This is a genomic window from Embleya sp. NPDC050493 (genome assembly GCF_044458105.1).
Taxonomy (GTDB): Bacteria; Actinomycetota; Actinomycetes; order Streptomycetales; family Streptomycetaceae; genus Embleya.
Genome location: NZ_JBITHP010000013.1, coordinates 52,131 through 66,030 on the forward strand (window position 1 = coordinate 52,131; position 13,900 = coordinate 66,030).

At 71.1% G+C, this 13,900-nt stretch carries 14 protein-coding genes and 1 pseudogene; 12 read left to right on the plus strand and 3 right to left on the minus strand.

The annotated features are described in order from the left end of the window. Positions 1 to 198 precede the first annotated feature (198 nt). From ACIBM5_RS24390 to ACIBM5_RS24410, 5 genes and pseudogenes are all read left to right on the plus strand, one after another. Positions 199 to 279 (plus strand): putative leader peptide, encoded by an 81-nt coding sequence (locus ACIBM5_RS24390; RefSeq protein ID WP_395864073.1) that lies wholly within the window; start codon positions 199 to 201, stop codon positions 277 to 279. Between the two features lie 384 nt (positions 280 to 663). Continuing rightward, complete coding sequence (locus tag ACIBM5_RS24395; RefSeq protein ID WP_396008750.1) at positions 664 to 2,013, plus strand: bifunctional o-acetylhomoserine/o-acetylserine sulfhydrylase; 1,350 nt, start codon at positions 664 to 666, stop codon at positions 2,011 to 2,013. Between the two features lie 34 nt (positions 2,014 to 2,047). Further along, positions 2,048 to 3,147 (plus strand): annotated as a pseudogene (locus ACIBM5_RS24400) (homoserine O-acetyltransferase); the annotation flags it as partial. Positions 3,148 to 3,578: 431 nt separating this feature from the next. Beyond that, complete coding sequence (locus tag ACIBM5_RS24405; RefSeq protein WP_396008751.1) at positions 3,579 to 4,142, plus strand: rhodanese-like domain-containing protein; 564 nt, start codon at positions 3,579 to 3,581, stop codon at positions 4,140 to 4,142. A gap of 292 nt (positions 4,143 to 4,434) precedes the next feature. After that, positions 4,435 to 5,247, plus strand: coding sequence for a polysaccharide deacetylase family protein (locus ACIBM5_RS24410; protein WP_396008752.1), 813 nt, complete (start codon positions 4,435 to 4,437; stop codon positions 5,245 to 5,247). An 18-nt stretch (positions 5,248 to 5,265) separates the two neighbouring features. Here ACIBM5_RS24410 and ACIBM5_RS24415 read toward each other — a convergent pair whose 3' ends face one another. After that, the gene (locus ACIBM5_RS24415; protein WP_396008911.1) at positions 5,266 to 5,736 is read right to left on the minus strand and encodes a pyridoxamine 5'-phosphate oxidase family protein; all 471 of its coding nucleotides are present in this window, start codon (positions 5,734 to 5,736) and stop codon (positions 5,266 to 5,268) included. Between ACIBM5_RS24415 and ACIBM5_RS24420 the strand changes: the two genes are divergently transcribed. The 3 genes from ACIBM5_RS24420 (at position 5,645) to ACIBM5_RS24430 (ending at position 7,381) form a co-directional block, all read left to right on the plus strand. Then, positions 5,645 to 5,884 carry a hypothetical protein gene (locus tag ACIBM5_RS24420; protein ID WP_396008914.1) on the plus strand — a complete coding sequence of 80 codons (240 nt, stop codon included), beginning with the start codon at positions 5,645 to 5,647 and terminating at the stop codon, positions 5,882 to 5,884. The two genes, ACIBM5_RS24415 and ACIBM5_RS24420, sit on opposite strands and share 92 nt — an antisense overlap. Positions 5,885 to 5,937: 53 nt before the next feature. Continuing rightward, entirely contained in the window at positions 5,938 to 6,522 is a 585-nt protein-coding gene (locus ACIBM5_RS24425) for a TetR/AcrR family transcriptional regulator (protein WP_396008753.1), read from the plus strand. A 154-nt stretch (positions 6,523 to 6,676) separates the two neighbouring features. Further along, positions 6,677 to 7,381 carry a hypothetical protein gene (locus tag ACIBM5_RS24430; RefSeq protein ID WP_396008754.1) on the plus strand — a complete coding sequence of 235 codons (705 nt, stop codon included), beginning with the start codon at positions 6,677 to 6,679 and terminating at the stop codon, positions 7,379 to 7,381. Positions 7,382 to 7,422: 41 nt separating this feature from the next. Here ACIBM5_RS24430 and ACIBM5_RS24435 read toward each other — a convergent pair whose 3' ends face one another. Together ACIBM5_RS24435 and ACIBM5_RS24440 are read right to left on the minus strand one after the other, a co-directional pair. After that, positions 7,423 to 8,298: an alpha/beta hydrolase gene (locus ACIBM5_RS24435; protein ID WP_396008755.1), complete on the minus strand. Its 876-nt coding sequence runs from the start codon at positions 8,296 to 8,298 to the stop codon at positions 7,423 to 7,425. Beyond that, positions 8,295 to 8,918 (minus strand): TIGR03086 family metal-binding protein, encoded by a 624-nt coding sequence (locus ACIBM5_RS24440; protein ID WP_396008756.1) that lies wholly within the window; start codon positions 8,916 to 8,918, stop codon positions 8,295 to 8,297. The genes ACIBM5_RS24435 and ACIBM5_RS24440 overlap by 4 nt, the downstream gene beginning before the upstream one ends. 332 nt (positions 8,919 to 9,250) lie before the next feature. On the opposite strand from ACIBM5_RS24440, the gene ACIBM5_RS24445 reads away from it, so the two are divergent. From ACIBM5_RS24445 to ACIBM5_RS24460, 4 genes are all read left to right on the plus strand, one after another. Then, entirely contained in the window at positions 9,251 to 9,904 is a 654-nt protein-coding gene (locus tag ACIBM5_RS24445) for a TetR/AcrR family transcriptional regulator (RefSeq protein WP_396008757.1), read from the plus strand. 71 nt (positions 9,905 to 9,975) lie between these two features. Then, a complete protein-coding gene (locus tag ACIBM5_RS24450) occupies positions 9,976 to 10,557 on the plus strand; it encodes a TetR/AcrR family transcriptional regulator (protein WP_396008758.1) in 582 nt (193 codons plus the stop codon). Between the two features lie 139 nt (positions 10,558 to 10,696). After that, positions 10,697 to 11,914 (plus strand): Cmx/CmrA family chloramphenicol efflux MFS transporter, encoded by a 1,218-nt coding sequence (locus tag ACIBM5_RS24455; RefSeq protein WP_396008759.1) that lies wholly within the window; start codon positions 10,697 to 10,699, stop codon positions 11,912 to 11,914. Positions 11,915 to 12,232: 318 nt separating this feature from the next. Further along, positions 12,233 to 13,882: an APC family permease gene (locus tag ACIBM5_RS24460; protein WP_396008760.1), complete on the plus strand. Its 1,650-nt coding sequence runs from the start codon at positions 12,233 to 12,235 to the stop codon at positions 13,880 to 13,882. The last annotated feature ends 18 nt before the right edge of the window (positions 13,883 to 13,900 follow it).

Genomic DNA, 13,900 nt, shown 5'->3' on the forward strand with positions numbered 1-13,900 from the left:
GCAGCGCGGAAGCGACCTGACGCGGAGTCATGGCGGTGATGTAAGCACGAGGAAGGCGCATCGGTCCAGCCGAAACCACTCGCGCCCGCACCCCGAACCGCCCGTGGGACTGCCCTCCGGGTCGCGTGGCGGCTCTTTCCCGGGTCTTGTGGGCAACCCCGTGGCGCAATGCCGGTCGGGCCGCCTAGACTCGCGGCCATGTCCAGTCCCATGCTCGTCAGTCGCCGCCACGTGGATCTCGTGCGCGTGACCAGCATGGCGTGTCGAATGTCCCACTGAACCTCGGTGACCGTTTCGGTCCCGATGGTTCGCGCGGTGTGTGAGTCCGGGCGCTGACCCGCCGACTCCCCGCGTCCCGCTCCCGCTCTTCCCACCCGGGCCCGCTGCGTCCGGACCTCGTCCGCGGATCGCCGCGTAGCGAGCCGGTTCGGCGCGCCCGCGGTCGATCGCGCGTACCCGATCGCCACTACCCGCGGCGTGCTTCCACCGGACTGCCCCGGCCTGCCGCGCGCCGTTCCGTCCTGCTCCGTCCTGCTCCGTCCTGCTCGGACGGAGCGCCCGTCCGTCGAGTGCCCGAGTGTCGTGCACCCGAAATCACCGAGCGCCGAGCACAGGCGCACCCGACAACGCCGTCGACTCCCTTACCCCGCAAGGAGTTTCCCGATGACCCTCGAAGCAACCGACGCGCCGCCCGGCATCGAAACCGTGCCCGCCGACGACCCCGCGGCGTGGTCCTTCGAGACCCGCCAGGTGCATGCCGGCGCCTCGCCCGACCCGACCACCGGGGCCCGTGCGGTGCCGATCTACCAGACCACGTCGTTCGTCTTCCGGGACACCGCGCACGCCGCCGGGCTGTTCGACCTGTCCGAGGAAGGACACATCTACACCCGGATCCACAACCCGACGACCGACGCGCTGGAGCAGCGCGTGGCCGCCCTGGAAGGCGGCGTTGCGGCGGTGGCGACCGCGTCCGGGCAGGCCGCGACCACGTTGGCGGTGCTCAACCTCGCGGGCGCCGGCGACCACATCGTGTCCAGTTCGTCGCTGTACGGCGGCACGTACAACCTGTTCCACTGGACGCTGCCCAAGCTCGGCATCGAGGTCACCTTCGTCGACGACCCGGACGACCCGGACGCGTGGCGCGCGGCGATCCGACCGGAGACCAAGCTGCTGTTCGCCGAGACGCTGGGCAACCCGCGCGGCAACGTGCTCGACGTGTCGGCGGTGGCCGACCTGGCGCACGCCGCGGGCCTGCCGCTCGTGGTGGACAACACGGTGCCGACGCCGTATCTGCTCCGGCCGCTCGAATATGGCGCGGACGTCGTGGTGCACTCGGCGACCAAGTTCCTCGGCGGCCACGGCACCGCGATCGGCGGGATCGTGGTGGACGGCGGCACGTTCGACTTCGGTGCCCACCCGGACCGCTTCCCCGGCTTCTCCGAGCCGGACCCGAGCTACAACGGGCTGCGCTACTGGCCGGACCTGGGCCCGGGGGCGTACGCGGCCAAGTTGCGGGTGCAGTTGTTGCGCGACGTGGGCGCCTCGATCGCGCCGTTGACCAGCTTTTTGCTGCTCCAGGGCCTGGAGACGTTGTCGCTGCGGATCGAGCGGCACGTGGCGAACGCGAGCGCGTTGGCCGAGTGGTTGCAGGCCCGGGACGAGGTGGAGACCGTGCACTACGCAGGTCTCCCGAGCAGCCGGTGGTACGACGCGGGCAAGCGCTATCTGCCGCGCGGTGCCGGTGCGATCGTCGCGTTCGAGCTCAAGGGCGGGATCGAGGCCGGCCGCCGATTCGTGGAGGGCCTGTCTCTGTTCAGCCACCTGGCCAACATCGGCGACGTGCGCAGTCTGGTGATCCACCCGGCCGGCACCACGCATGCGCAGCTCACCGACGCGGAGCGGCTGGCCACCGGGGTCACCCCGGGCCTGGTCCGGCTCTCCGTCGGCATCGAGGGCCTGGCCGATCTGCGCGCCGACCTGGTGGCCGGCCTCCGCGCCGCGCAGGCGCACTAGCCGCGAATCCGGACGGAACGGCTCACCATGTCGCATGCCACGCCCACCACTCCCGCCGCCCCGGCGGGACCGCACTCCCTGACCCTGCCGCAGCCGTTGTGGACCGAATCCGGGCAGGTGCTGCCCGAGGTCCACGTCGGCTACGAGACGTGGGGTCGGCTCGCCCCGGACCGCTCCAACGCGGTTCTGGTCCTGCACGCGCTGACCGGGGACAGCCACGTCGCCGGGCCCGCCGGCCCGGGGTTCCCCACCCCGGGGTGGTGGGACGGCCTGATCGGGCCGGGCCGCACACTGGACACCGATCGGTACTTCGTGGTCGCCCCGAACGCGCTCGGCGGCTGCCGCGGCACCACCGGACCCGCGTCACCCGGGCCGGGCGGCCGGGCCTGGGGAAGTCGCTTTCCCCGGTTGACCGTTCGCGATCAGGTCGCGGCGGAGGCGGCCACCGCCGACCTGCTCGGCATCGAGCGCTGGTCGGCGGTGGTGGGCGGGTCGATGGGCGGCATGCGTGCGGTGGAGTGGGCGGTGACGCACCCGGACCGGGTCGGCGCGCTGTTCCTGATCGCCACCACCGCGGCGGCGAGTGCGGAGCAGATTGCGTGGTGCTCGACCCAGGTGCACGCCATCCGGGCCGATCCGGGCTGGGCCGGCGGCGACTACCACGACCGGCCGGCCGAGTCCGGGCCCTGGCGCGGGCTCGGCCTGGCCCGGCGGATCGCGCACATCACGTACCGCAGCGAAACCGAGTTGGCCGCCCGGTTCGGCCGGGACCGGCAACCCGGCGATGCCCCGCCCGGGCGGTACGCCGTGGAGTCGTACCTCGACCACCATGCCGCCAAGCTGACCGCACGCTTCGACGCGGGCAGCTACGTCAGCCTCACCGAGGCGATGAACAGCCACGACGTGGGCCGGGATCGCGGCGGCGTGGCCGCGGCCCTGGCCCGGGTCACCGCACCGACCGTGGTCGCGGCCGTGGACAGCGACCGGCTGTACCCGCCGAGCCAACAGCAGACCCTCGCCGACGGCATCCCGGGAGCGGGTCCGCTACGGGTGGTCGAGTCGCCGTACGGCCACGACGGCTTCCTGATCGAACTGGATCAAGTGGCGCCACTGCTCGCGGAGTTGCTGGAACGGACGGGGAACACGGGCCGGAGCGAAGCTCCGGAGGGAACCGCGGAGCCGAGCACTGCTCCGGACCCGGGACCGGGTCCGGGTGGTCCGGGTCCGGCCCGGGTCCCGGCCTCGACTCCGGCTCCGCCGTCCGCTCCGGCCCCCGACCCGGCTTCGCACCATTCCGGGGATCGGAACAGGGACCGGGACCGGGACGGACACGGAGACCGAGATCGAGATCGAGACAGGGACCGCGACAGGGACCGAGATCAAGAGCGGACCGGAAACCTGAGCCGGACCCGGAACACCGAGCTCGACCCCACCGTTACCCGAAGGTAGTCACAACCGGCAGGTAGCGTTCCACATTGCCGCCCGGTGTCCGACCGAAGGATCCGCCGCGAACCGGTGCGCCCCTCCCGGTCCGGCGCCGGGCTCCGTCGAAAGGCCCGATCATCATGACCGCCCTGGCCCCCGCGCAGGTCCGCGCCCGGCTGACCGAGTTCACCGTGCTCGACGTGCGCACCCCCGGCGAGTACGCGACCGGGCACATCCCCGGCGCGCACAACGTCCCGCTGGACCGACTGCGCGAGGCGGTACCGGTGCTCAAGCGGGCCGAACACGCCGACCTGCTGATCGTCTGCGCGTCCGGAGCCCGCTCGGAGCGCGCCCGTGCCGAGCTGACCGCCGCCGGCATCGAGGCTGCGCACCTGACCGGCGGCACCTCGGCCTGGGTCGCCGACGGTCACGCCCTGGACGGCCCGATCGGCGCCCGCAACGTGTGGCCGATGGAACGTCAGGTCCGGCTGGCCGCAGGGACCCTGGTCGTCCTCGGCCTGGCCGCCGGCCGCCGCTCGCCCAAGGCCCGCCTGCTGGCCGGCGCCATCGGCTCCGGTCTGATCTTCTCCGCCGTCACCAACACGTGCGGCATGGCGTCGGTGCTCGGCAGGCTCCCGTACAACCGCCCCGCCGCGGAAGCCCCCGACCTGGCCGGCACGCTCACCGCCCTCGACCGGACCTGATCGCACCCGATCCGGCGCGGCCCGAGGAGGCGCGGGCCCGAGCCGCGCCCACCCGACCGACCGGGAGCCGCCGGGCCCGCGTCTCCTCGGGTCACGCCGCGTTGCGTTGCGGCAGGTCGGGTCGGACCGCGCCGTGTCCCACGCCCCACGCCCCGCGCGCGCCGCACGTCTGCGGCTGGTCGACAACGCACAAAGTCGCCGCAAAATGGGTCGCCGGTACGGAACCCCTTCGTTGGATCCGGTCGTGTTCGCAAGCGTGTCCTCGCTTTCGAACAGTGCTGGGAGTCAACCGGTGACAAGCCTCAACACCCGTCGTGGCCTGCGTAATCTCACCGTTCTCGCCGTTGCCGGCGTGCTCGCGGTGGGCACCGCAGCGTGCTCCTCGGACTCCGACGACAAGGCGGCCCAGCCCGGTGGGCGGGAGGGGGCGGCCGAGGCCGGGCCGACCCCCTCCGACGCACCGACGGCGGCCGATCCGAACGTGTCGGTACCGCCGCCGCTGGTGCCGGACGCGCTGGTGCGCAAGACCGCGGGCGGCGGCCGTACCGTCGCGTTGACCTTCGACGACGGGCCGAGTCCACAGTGGACGCCGCAGGTGCTCGCGCTGTTGAAGGAGTACCGGGCCAAGGCCACCTTCTGCATGCTGGGCCCGAACGCGAAGGCCAATCCGAAGCTGGTCAAGGAGGTCGTCGCGAACGGCAACCGGCTGTGCGACCACTCGGTCACCCACGACGAGGGCATCGCCAAGCGCCCGCTGTCCCGGATCAAGTACGAGATCACCACCGCGCACGACCAGATCGTCGCGGCGGCCGGTCCCGGGGCCAGGGTGGACTGGTTCCGCGCACCCGGCGGCGACTGGTCCCCGCAGGTGCGTGCGATGGCGGCCGGATACGGCATGCGCTCGCTGGACTGGTCCGACGACACGCGCGACTGGCAGCGTCCCGGCGCGGACAAGATCCTGGCCACGGCCGAGAAGGAGCTCAAGCCCGGCGGGATAATCCTGATGCACGACGCGGGCGGCGACCGCGCGCAGACCCTGGCGGCGCTCAAGCAGCTGTTGCCCTGGCTGGTTCAGCAGGGGTACACCTTCGACTTCCCGGCCTGACCGCGGTCGTGCACATCGCTACGGCAGCTGCGACACCGCCGAGACCAGCCCATACGGGTCCGGGTGGATTCCGGCGGTGAAGTCGATCAGTTCCACTCGATGCGGCACCAGGCGTATGAGCGCGAAGTCGCCGCCGGTGGGCCCGGCCGGGAAGAACGGCCGCAGCGTCTCGTCCCAGTGGTCCATCAACTCCGGTCCTGTACAGACGAGTTCGGCACGTCCGTAGAACGTCGCGTAGGCCACCGCCGCGCGATCCTCGACCGAGTAGGACACCTCCGGCCGGGCGACCAGGTCGATCGCCTTGCGTGAACGCGGACTCGTGCCGATCCGGATCGTCGCGTCGTCGTCGACCGCGAGATGTTGCACCAGGCGCACGTTCGGCGCGCCGGTCGCGCCAATGGTGGCCAGAAAGCCGAGCGAATACGAGCGCAGGATGCGCAGCGCCGCATCGACCGGGTTCGGGGCGCCGGGCGGTGAGGTCGGGGATATCGGGTGCGCCGAGGCGGCCGAGAGCGCCGACGCCGTCGCTGCGGTCGATGAAGCCCGTGCGGCCCGTGAAGTCGGTGAAGTCGGTGAAGTCGGTGAACTAGGCATGCTGCACCATCAATCATTCGCCGTATTGGTCGATCCATACTAGAATCCCAATTCCAGAAAACGCCAAGCGGCGGACAGTGTCAAGGACGGATGCGCATGGGCCGCAAACCGAGGTTCACCGATGACGACTTCCTCGACGCCGCGCTCCGGGTCATCGCCCGCACCGGCGCCGGCGCAGTGACCGTCGCGGCGGTGGCCGCCGAGGCGGGGGCCCCGGTCGGGTCGGTGTATCACCGCTTCGCGTCGCGTGACCTGCTGCTGGCCCGCCTGTGGGTGCGCACGGTACGGCGCTTCCAACATCCGTTCCTGACCGCGCTCGCCGACCCCGACCCGGACCGGGGGGCCACCCGCGCGGTCCGGGCCGTGTTCGCCTGGGTGCGCGAACACCCGCACGAGGCAGCCGTGTTGCTCCTGCACCGACGCGAGGATCTGATCGCGCGTTGGCCCGACGAACCGGGCTCGGAGCCGACCACGCTCAACGACGCCGTGGCCGACGCGCTGCGCACGCACACGCGCGCGCGCTTCGGCCGGGTCACCTCGGTCGCGCTGGAGCGGGTCACCTTCGCGCTGGTGGACATCCCGTACGCGGCGGTCCGTCGTCACCTGGCGGCCGGCCGCACGCCGCCCGCGTCGATCGAAGGCACCGCCCTGGCCGCTTCCCGAGCGGCGCTCGACACTTGATCCCCGGGCGGGGAGAACCGGCACCTGCCGGCGTCGCCCGCACCACGTCGCGCCCGGTGCGCCGATCGCCGCCGGGCCGCCCGCGTCGTGATTTCCCGGGCCGACCCGCGTTGCGGTCCACCACGAGCGCGCCAATATGTCCAACTCTGGACGAATGCACCACATCATCATGTTCGGCGCATATTGCCGCACGCGTGCCCTGGTCGCTCTCCCGCTCCTCGTCACCGCCGTGCTCGGCGGGCCCGCCGCACCGGCGGCGGAAGCCGCGGTTCCCGCCGCCGCCCCTTCCGGAGCCGCCGCACCGCCCTTCTCCGAAGCAGGCGGGAGCATCACCCGTTCCGAGGTCCTGGAGCGCGCCGAGGACTGGTACGACCGCGGCGTCCAGTACGACCAGGGAGCCGAAGCCCCGGACCGGGAAGGCACGCACGACTACCGCACGGATTGTTCGGGCATGGTCGCCATGGCCTGGCATCTCCCGAACACGGACGTCGACACCGACACTCTCGATCGGCGTTCGGTCACCGGCCGGATCGAGCGGGACAACCTGCTCCCGGGTGACGCGCTCGACGACACCGACGACGGCCACGTGGTGCTCTTCACCGGGTGGGTGAGCCGCGACGCGGGCACGTTCACCTACATCCAGATGGCCAACTCGAACTCCGACATGGCCAAGGACACCGGCAGCTTCGCCGATCCGCTGCTCGCGGGCCACCCGACCGCGAACTACTTCGCGCTGCGGTACAACCGGATCCTCGACGACGGGACGCCCGTCGTGGTGCCGCCCGCGCGAAACCTGGATCGTTACCCGTGGCCGGTGCCCTGGCCCACGAACCGGCGGGCCGGCGAATGGCCTCGGTGAACGCCCGACGAAGCCTGCCACCATGCCTCGCCGGACACGGCCTAGACGCACTCCATCATGGGCTCCCGTCGAGGTGCGTCGAGGAAGCGGAGCACCTCGGCGAGTACCGCGGCGTCGCCCAGTACCCGGTTGTGGCCCAGTCCTCGGGTCACGAACAGTCGGGCCTGGTCGGGGTAGGCCGCCGCCAGTCGATATCCCTGGTCGGCCACCGCCATCGCGTCGTCCTCGTCGTGCACGACCAGGATCGGCACCCGCTCCGGACCGGCTCCGGAGGAAGCGGAGAACCGCTGCCAGATGGCCGACTCCGGCGCCAGGAGGCGAGCGTCCGCCCGCTCCCGCACCATGGCCTTGACCCGTGGGTCGAGGTCGAGTTCGACGCTGAACCGGTCCAACAGGTACTCCATGTCGCAGACCCCGGCCACCGCCACGACCCGATCGGCCCGTACACCCGAGCGCAGCGCCTGGAACGCGCCGAGCACGCCGAAGGAATGCGCGAGCACCGCCCGGAAGTCGCCGTATTCGTCCTGGAGTCGGCGAGCGATCTCGGCATATTCGAGGACGGTCGTGCTCGTCCCGCCGGAATCCCCGTGTCCCGGCGCGTCGAACCCGATCGGGGTCAGCCCGCGAGCCCGCAACTCCTCGACGAACGGCGCGAATCGCGAGGCGCGCGACTGCCAGCCGTGCAGGAGGAGCACCGGCTCCGCGCCGTTGCCCCACCGATAGGTGACCACCCGCTTGCCGCCGACGTACATCGTGTCGGTGGTCGCGAACATGTGTGCCGAACGCTCGGCGGGCCGCACCCGACCTCGCACGAACGGACGCCGGAACAGCAGGTACGCCAGCGCGCCGGCCGCCCGCGGGGACAACGTGCCGGTGGCGCGCAGGGTGATCCGCGCGGACGCCTCGACGGCACTCATGCCGACCGCCGGTGCGGCGTGCGGCCGAGCAGCGCGACGAGACGCTCCCCCGGTGTCGCGTCCACGGGCGGCTCGACCGCGCCGCCGAATGCGGTTCCGGGCCTGCCCAGTTCCCAACGCTCGGCGAACGCCAGAGCGGTCAGCGCGAGTTCGGGTTCGATGTGGCCGGGCAAACCGATCGTGCGGGCGATGTCCCAGGCGTGCACGAGGTTGTCCACGAAGTGCATCGCGATCGCGACCGCGCCGGGGAACGTACCGAACTCGCGGATGAGAAGTTGCCGTTCGCGGACGTCGGGGCCGGACAGCGCCGCCGTGACGCCCACCGCCGAGCCGGCGAAGTCGACCCACGGATCCTCGCCGAGCGCGTCGTCCCGCCAGACGTCCGGATCCGTGGCGCCGGCGGCAGCGGCGATGAAGCCTCGGTTCTCCGCGACCATGTGGCCGAGCAGATCACGCAGGTTCCACCCGGTGCACGGGGTGGGCAGGTCCCACTGATCACGCCGGACGAGCCGCAGGGTATCCAGCGCGATCACGGTCGCCCGGCGGTCCGACGCCTGCACGTCGAGGCCGGCGATATCGGCGGCGGGGCCGGTGGTGGCGGGTGCTTCGGTGTCGATCATGAGGCGACCTCCATGGACGAGGGCGGGTGGACGCGTGGCCGGTGGGCGCCCGGCGCCCCGGGCGAACGAGTGGGCGAGCAGGCGAGCGGGCGGCCGGCCACGGGAAGCGTGTCCTTGAAAACTGCACGACCGGTCGTACTATTTACTGAGCATCGAGATCCTGTCAAGGCAGACCGGGCAATGAAGCCGGGAAGCGGGAATCAAGAGGTGGAGCCGGGAGATGCCCGGAGACGGGGCAGGCGGGTAGCGCCGGGAGATAATCGACGGCGATCGGTCGAACGACCGTCCGGCCGATCAGCCGATCGGTCGAACCGCCGAGGGTAGGAGTGGCCGTGAGTGCGTCCCCGACGGACGGGCGGGTCCGCAAGGGCGATCGCACCCGACAGGCGATCGTCCGCCGCGCAGCGGACATCGCGTCCGTCGAGGGCCTCGAAGGGCTCTCCATCGGTCGACTCGCGGGCGACCTGGACATCAGCAAGAGCGGGGTGTTCGCGCACTTCGGGTCGAAGGAGGAGCTCCAACTCGCCGCGATCGGCGCGGCCGTCGACGTCTACGTCGAGCACGTGGTCACGCCCGCACTCGCCGAGCCCGCCGGTCTGATCCGGCTCTGGCGCCTGACCGAGCGCTGGATCGCCTACTCCCGCGATCGGGTGTTCCCCGGTGGTTGCTTCTTCTTCAACGCCTCGGCCGAGTTCGACGCACGGCCGGGTCGAGTCCGGGACACCCTCGCGGGCGCCTGGCGGGGTTGGCGCGAAATGTTGCTCACCGAGGTCGAGACCGCGAAGACGATCGGCGACGCGCCGGCCGACCTCGACACGGCCCAACTCGTCTTCGAACTGATCGCGTTCCTGGAGACCGCCAACGGCATCAGCATGCTGCACGACGACGAGAGCGCCTACTCCCGAGCCGGCACCGCGATCCGCACCCGCCTCCTCGGCGCGGCCACCGATCCGACCACCCTGGCACCGAGCCTCACGGGCGCATAGGGCGCCTGCCCCCCGGCAAATCGCCCGACCATATTGGACCGCCCATTACAAAACCTGCTAGCGTCTCTCCCATGGCCCGACCTCGGAAGTTCGACGAAGAGGAAGCGGTCCAGGCGGCGCTCGAAGCCTTCTGGGTCGCCGGCTACGAAGCCACCTCGACACAGGACCTGTGCGACGCGACCGGCCTCGGCCGCAGCAGCATCTACAACACGTTCACCAGCAAGCGCGACCTGTTCCTGCGGGCGCTGCGTCGCTACATCGAGCACATGACATCCCTCCAGGTCGCGAATCTGGAGAGCGATCGGCCCGTGCACGACAAGATCCGCGACCTGTTGGCCGTGGTGGTGGCCGAGGAAACCGATCCGAGCGGCGACCGGCGCGGGTGCCTGGTCGTGAACACCGCGATCGAGCTGGCCGGGCGCGACCCGGAGGTGGCACAGGTGCTCAAGCGCGACTACGAACGCCGCCACGCCGCGATCAAGGCCGCCATCGACACCGGCCGACTCGACGGCGACGTGGACCGGGACAAGGACGCCGGCGCGCTCGCACACGCCGTCATCGGCACGGTGTCGGCCCTCCGCCTGGCCGCGCGCAGCGGCGTGGACCGCGCCGGCCTGGAAGCGATCGTGAACACGACCCTGGGCGCCCTCTAGGCCGATCGCAGAATCCCCCGCCCACCGGCGGCGCCGGCGGGCGGGGGCGACACCGGCCGTCATCCCGGCGATCACACAATCACGCACGCCTTCGTTTTGAACTGCTCATTACAAAACACGAACCACCCGGGAGTCCCCCATGCCCCTTGCCGTCTACATCCTCGGACTGGGCATATTCGCCCAAGGCACCTCGGAGTTCATGCTCTCCGGGCTGCTGGAGACGATGGCCGCCGACCTCGGCGTGTCCATCCCCGACGCCGGACTGCTGATCTCGGCCTTCGCCGTCGGCATGGTCGTCGGCGCGCCGCTGCTCGCGGTCGCCACGTTGCAATGGCCGCGCCGTACCGCACTGGTCGCGTTCCAGGTCGTCTTCATCCTCGGCCACGTGGTCGGCGCGCTCGCGCCCGGCTATTGGCTCGTGCTGGCCACCCGCTTCGTGAGCGCCGTCGCGTATGCCGGGTTCTGGGCGGTCGCCGCCGTCACCGCGCTCGGCCTGGTCGCCGCGAACGCGAAGGCCAAGGCGATGGCCGTGGTGGCGGGCGGCCTGTCATTGGCCACCGTCGTCGGCCTTCCGCTCGGCACGATGATCGGCAACTGGGCGGGCTGGCGGGCGGCCTTCTGGGCCGTCGTGGTGCTCACCGCCCTCAGCACCGTGGCCGTGTACATGGTCCTGCCGGCGGGGCGTCCCGCCCACGAGGCGCCGCGCTCGGTACGCGGCGAACTGCGCGCGATGCGGCGGCCACAACTGTGGGTGGCCTACACGACCACCGCGGCCGGCTTCGGTGCCGTGGTCGCCGTCTTCAGCTACCTGGGCACGATGTTGACCAACACCACGGGCATCGGCGAGGCATGGGTGCCCCTCGTGTTGTCCTGGTACGGCGTGGGCGCGGTGGTCGGGATCACCGTGGGCGGACGACTGGCCGACGAACACCCGTTCGGCACCCTGTACGCGAGCATCGGCGCCATCGTGGCCGTGTGCGTCCTGCTCGCCCTCACCGCCCGGAACGTTCCGGCCACACTCGTCCTGGTATTCCTGCTCGGACTGGCCGGATTCGCGGCCAACCCGGCCGTGAACGCCCGGGTGTTCGCCATCGCGGCCGACGCACCCACCCTGGCCGGGGCAACCAACACGGCGGCGTTCAACGTCGGCATCACCATCGGCCCGCTCCTCGGCGGCCGGGTGATCGCGGCCGGCTTCGACTACGCGGCCGTCGCCTGGGTCGGCGCGGGCCTGGGCCTGGCCGCGCTGGCCGCCGCCCGACTCGACTCGCGCCTGCGTACCCGCGCCCATGACCACGGCGCCGAGGCCGCGTCGCCGACCGTCCCGGCTCGGGAAGCGGCCGGGCTCTCCCTCTAGGCCGTATCCGGGAGCCGTCCTGTTCGTCCGGGCCGCACCGCACCCGCGCCCTCGCCGCACCGCACCGGCGACCGGGCGCGGCGAGAAGGGTCCGCCGGGATCACCGTCGCGCCACGACGTGACCGTCCCGTCGCATCCTGCGACGGGACGGTCGACGCACCGACCGGAGCGTCTGACGTGGCATCAGTTCCGTTGATTTTCCCGGGCTCCGGGGCTGCCGGTCGGGTTACCGGCGGGTCTAATCTGATGGCCTGCTTCCGATGGTCCGTTTTCGGTCGAACGGGTACAAAGTGCCCGTCTAGGACAGGACGGTTCGCCATGGCCACCATCGACCCCTCGAGACCGCCCGCGTCCGAATCGCCGCTGCGTCGCGCGGCCGGCGAGAAGGGCCTCAAGACCGGCGCGCTGGGTCTCGCCTCCAGCGTCGTGATCGGACTCGCCTCCACCGCACCGGCCTACAGCATCGCCGCGACGCTCGGCATCATCGTCGCGGGCGTCGGCCTGCAATCGCCGATCGTGATGGTCCTGGCCTTCATCCCGATGTTCCTGATCGCCTACGGCTACAAGGAACTCAACGAGGACACCCCGGACTGCGGCACCACCTTCACCTGGGGATCGCGCACCTTCGGCCCGATGACCGGCTGGATGGGCGGCTGGGCCATCATCGTCGCGGACGTCATCGTGATGGCCAACCTCGCGCAGATCGCCGGGCAGTACGGCTTCCGACTGATCGGTGCCCACGGCCTCGCCGAGGACACGTTCTGGACGACGTTCGCCGGCGTCGTGTGGATCGTCCTGATGACCTGGATCTGCTACGTCGGCATCGAACTGTCGGCCGATCTCCAGAAGGTACTGCTGACCATCGAGGTCGTGGTGCTGATCGCCCTCGGCCTGACCGCGCTGTGGAAGGTCTACCTGGGCAACGCCCCGGACGGCTCGGTGCACATCGGCTGGTCCTGGTTCAACCCGTTCGAGATCGACTCCATCGACGCGCTGACCAAGGGCGTACTGGCCGCGGTGTTCATCTACTGGGGTTGGGACACCGCCGTCTCGATCAACGAGGAAACCGCGGACACCAAGCACACACCGGGTCGGGCCGCGGTGATCTCGACCGTCCTGCTGCTGCTGATCTACGTGCTGATCAGTACCTCCGCGCTGTCCTTCGCGGGCGCCGGCGAGACCGGCAACGGCCTGGCCAATCCGGACAGCTCCGGGGATGTGCTGTCCAGTCTCGGGTCGAGCGTGTTCGGCACCGAGGGGTTCGGCTGGTTCATGGCGAAGCTGCTCGTGTTCATGGTGCTCACCTCGTCGGCCGCGTCCACCCAGACCACGATCCTGCCGACCGCGCGCACCACGCTGTCCATGGCCGCCCACCGGGCCGTCCCGCAGAACTTCGCCCGAGTGCACAGCCGGAACCTGGTACCGACGTGGTCCACGGTCGGGATGGGCATCGCATCGGTGGCCTTCTACGTCGCGATCACCCGGGTCAGCACCAACGTGCTCACCGACTCGATCGGTTCGATCGGCCTGGCCATCGCGTTCTACTACGGCATCACCGGCTTCGCGTGCGTCTGGTTCCACCGGCGCGTACTCACCCGCAGCAGACGCGATCTGATCACCAAGGGCATCATGCCGGGCCTGGGCGGGGCGCTGCTGGCGTACTTCTTCATCGACGCGTGCATCGTGTACTCGGACAAGGACTACGGCACGACCTACTGGACCCTGCCGTTCCCACCGCACTGGCAACTGGGCGGGGTGTTCCTGACCGGGATCGGCGCGCTGCTCCTGGGCGCGGTGCTGATGCTCGTCTATCGATTCATGCAGCCGGCGTTCTTCCGCGGCGAGACGTTGCCGCGCGCGGTGGCCGAGCGGGAGCCGCCGAGGACACCGGACGCGCCGGTGGGGCCGGTGGGGTCGGTAGGGCCGACGACCGGATCCCCCGGGGCCGGCGGTACGGCCGGGTCCTGACCTCGGCCGGGGTGGGTC

Bases quoted from the DNA above. Each gene is read 5' to 3' on its own strand.
- ACIBM5_RS24420 (WP_396008914.1), top strand. From the start codon at position 5,645: ATGGTGGCCAGAAAGCCGAGCGAATACGAGCGCAGGATGCGCAGCGCC.
- ACIBM5_RS24440 (WP_396008756.1), bottom strand. From the start codon at position 8,918: ATGATCGACACCGAAGCACCCGCCACCACCGGCCCCGCCGCCGATATC.
- ACIBM5_RS24430 (WP_396008754.1), top strand. From the start codon at position 6,677: ATGCACCACATCATCATGTTCGGCGCATATTGCCGCACGCGTGCCCTG.
- ACIBM5_RS24425 (WP_396008753.1), top strand. From the start codon at position 5,938: ATGGGCCGCAAACCGAGGTTCACCGATGACGACTTCCTCGACGCCGCG.
- ACIBM5_RS24455 (WP_396008759.1), top strand. From the start codon at position 10,697: ATGCCCCTTGCCGTCTACATCCTCGGACTGGGCATATTCGCCCAAGGC.
- ACIBM5_RS24460 (WP_396008760.1), top strand. From the start codon at position 12,233: ATGGCCACCATCGACCCCTCGAGACCGCCCGCGTCCGAATCGCCGCTG.
- ACIBM5_RS24435 (WP_396008755.1), bottom strand. From the start codon at position 8,298: ATGAGTGCCGTCGAGGCGTCCGCGCGGATCACCCTGCGCGCCACCGGC.
- ACIBM5_RS24390 (WP_395864073.1), top strand. From the start codon at position 199: ATGTCCAGTCCCATGCTCGTCAGTCGCCGCCACGTGGATCTCGTGCGC.
- ACIBM5_RS24450 (WP_396008758.1), top strand. From the start codon at position 9,976: ATGGCCCGACCTCGGAAGTTCGACGAAGAGGAAGCGGTCCAGGCGGCG.
- ACIBM5_RS24395 (WP_396008750.1), top strand. From the start codon at position 664: ATGACCCTCGAAGCAACCGACGCGCCGCCCGGCATCGAAACCGTGCCC.
- ACIBM5_RS24405 (WP_396008751.1), top strand. From the start codon at position 3,579: ATGACCGCCCTGGCCCCCGCGCAGGTCCGCGCCCGGCTGACCGAGTTC.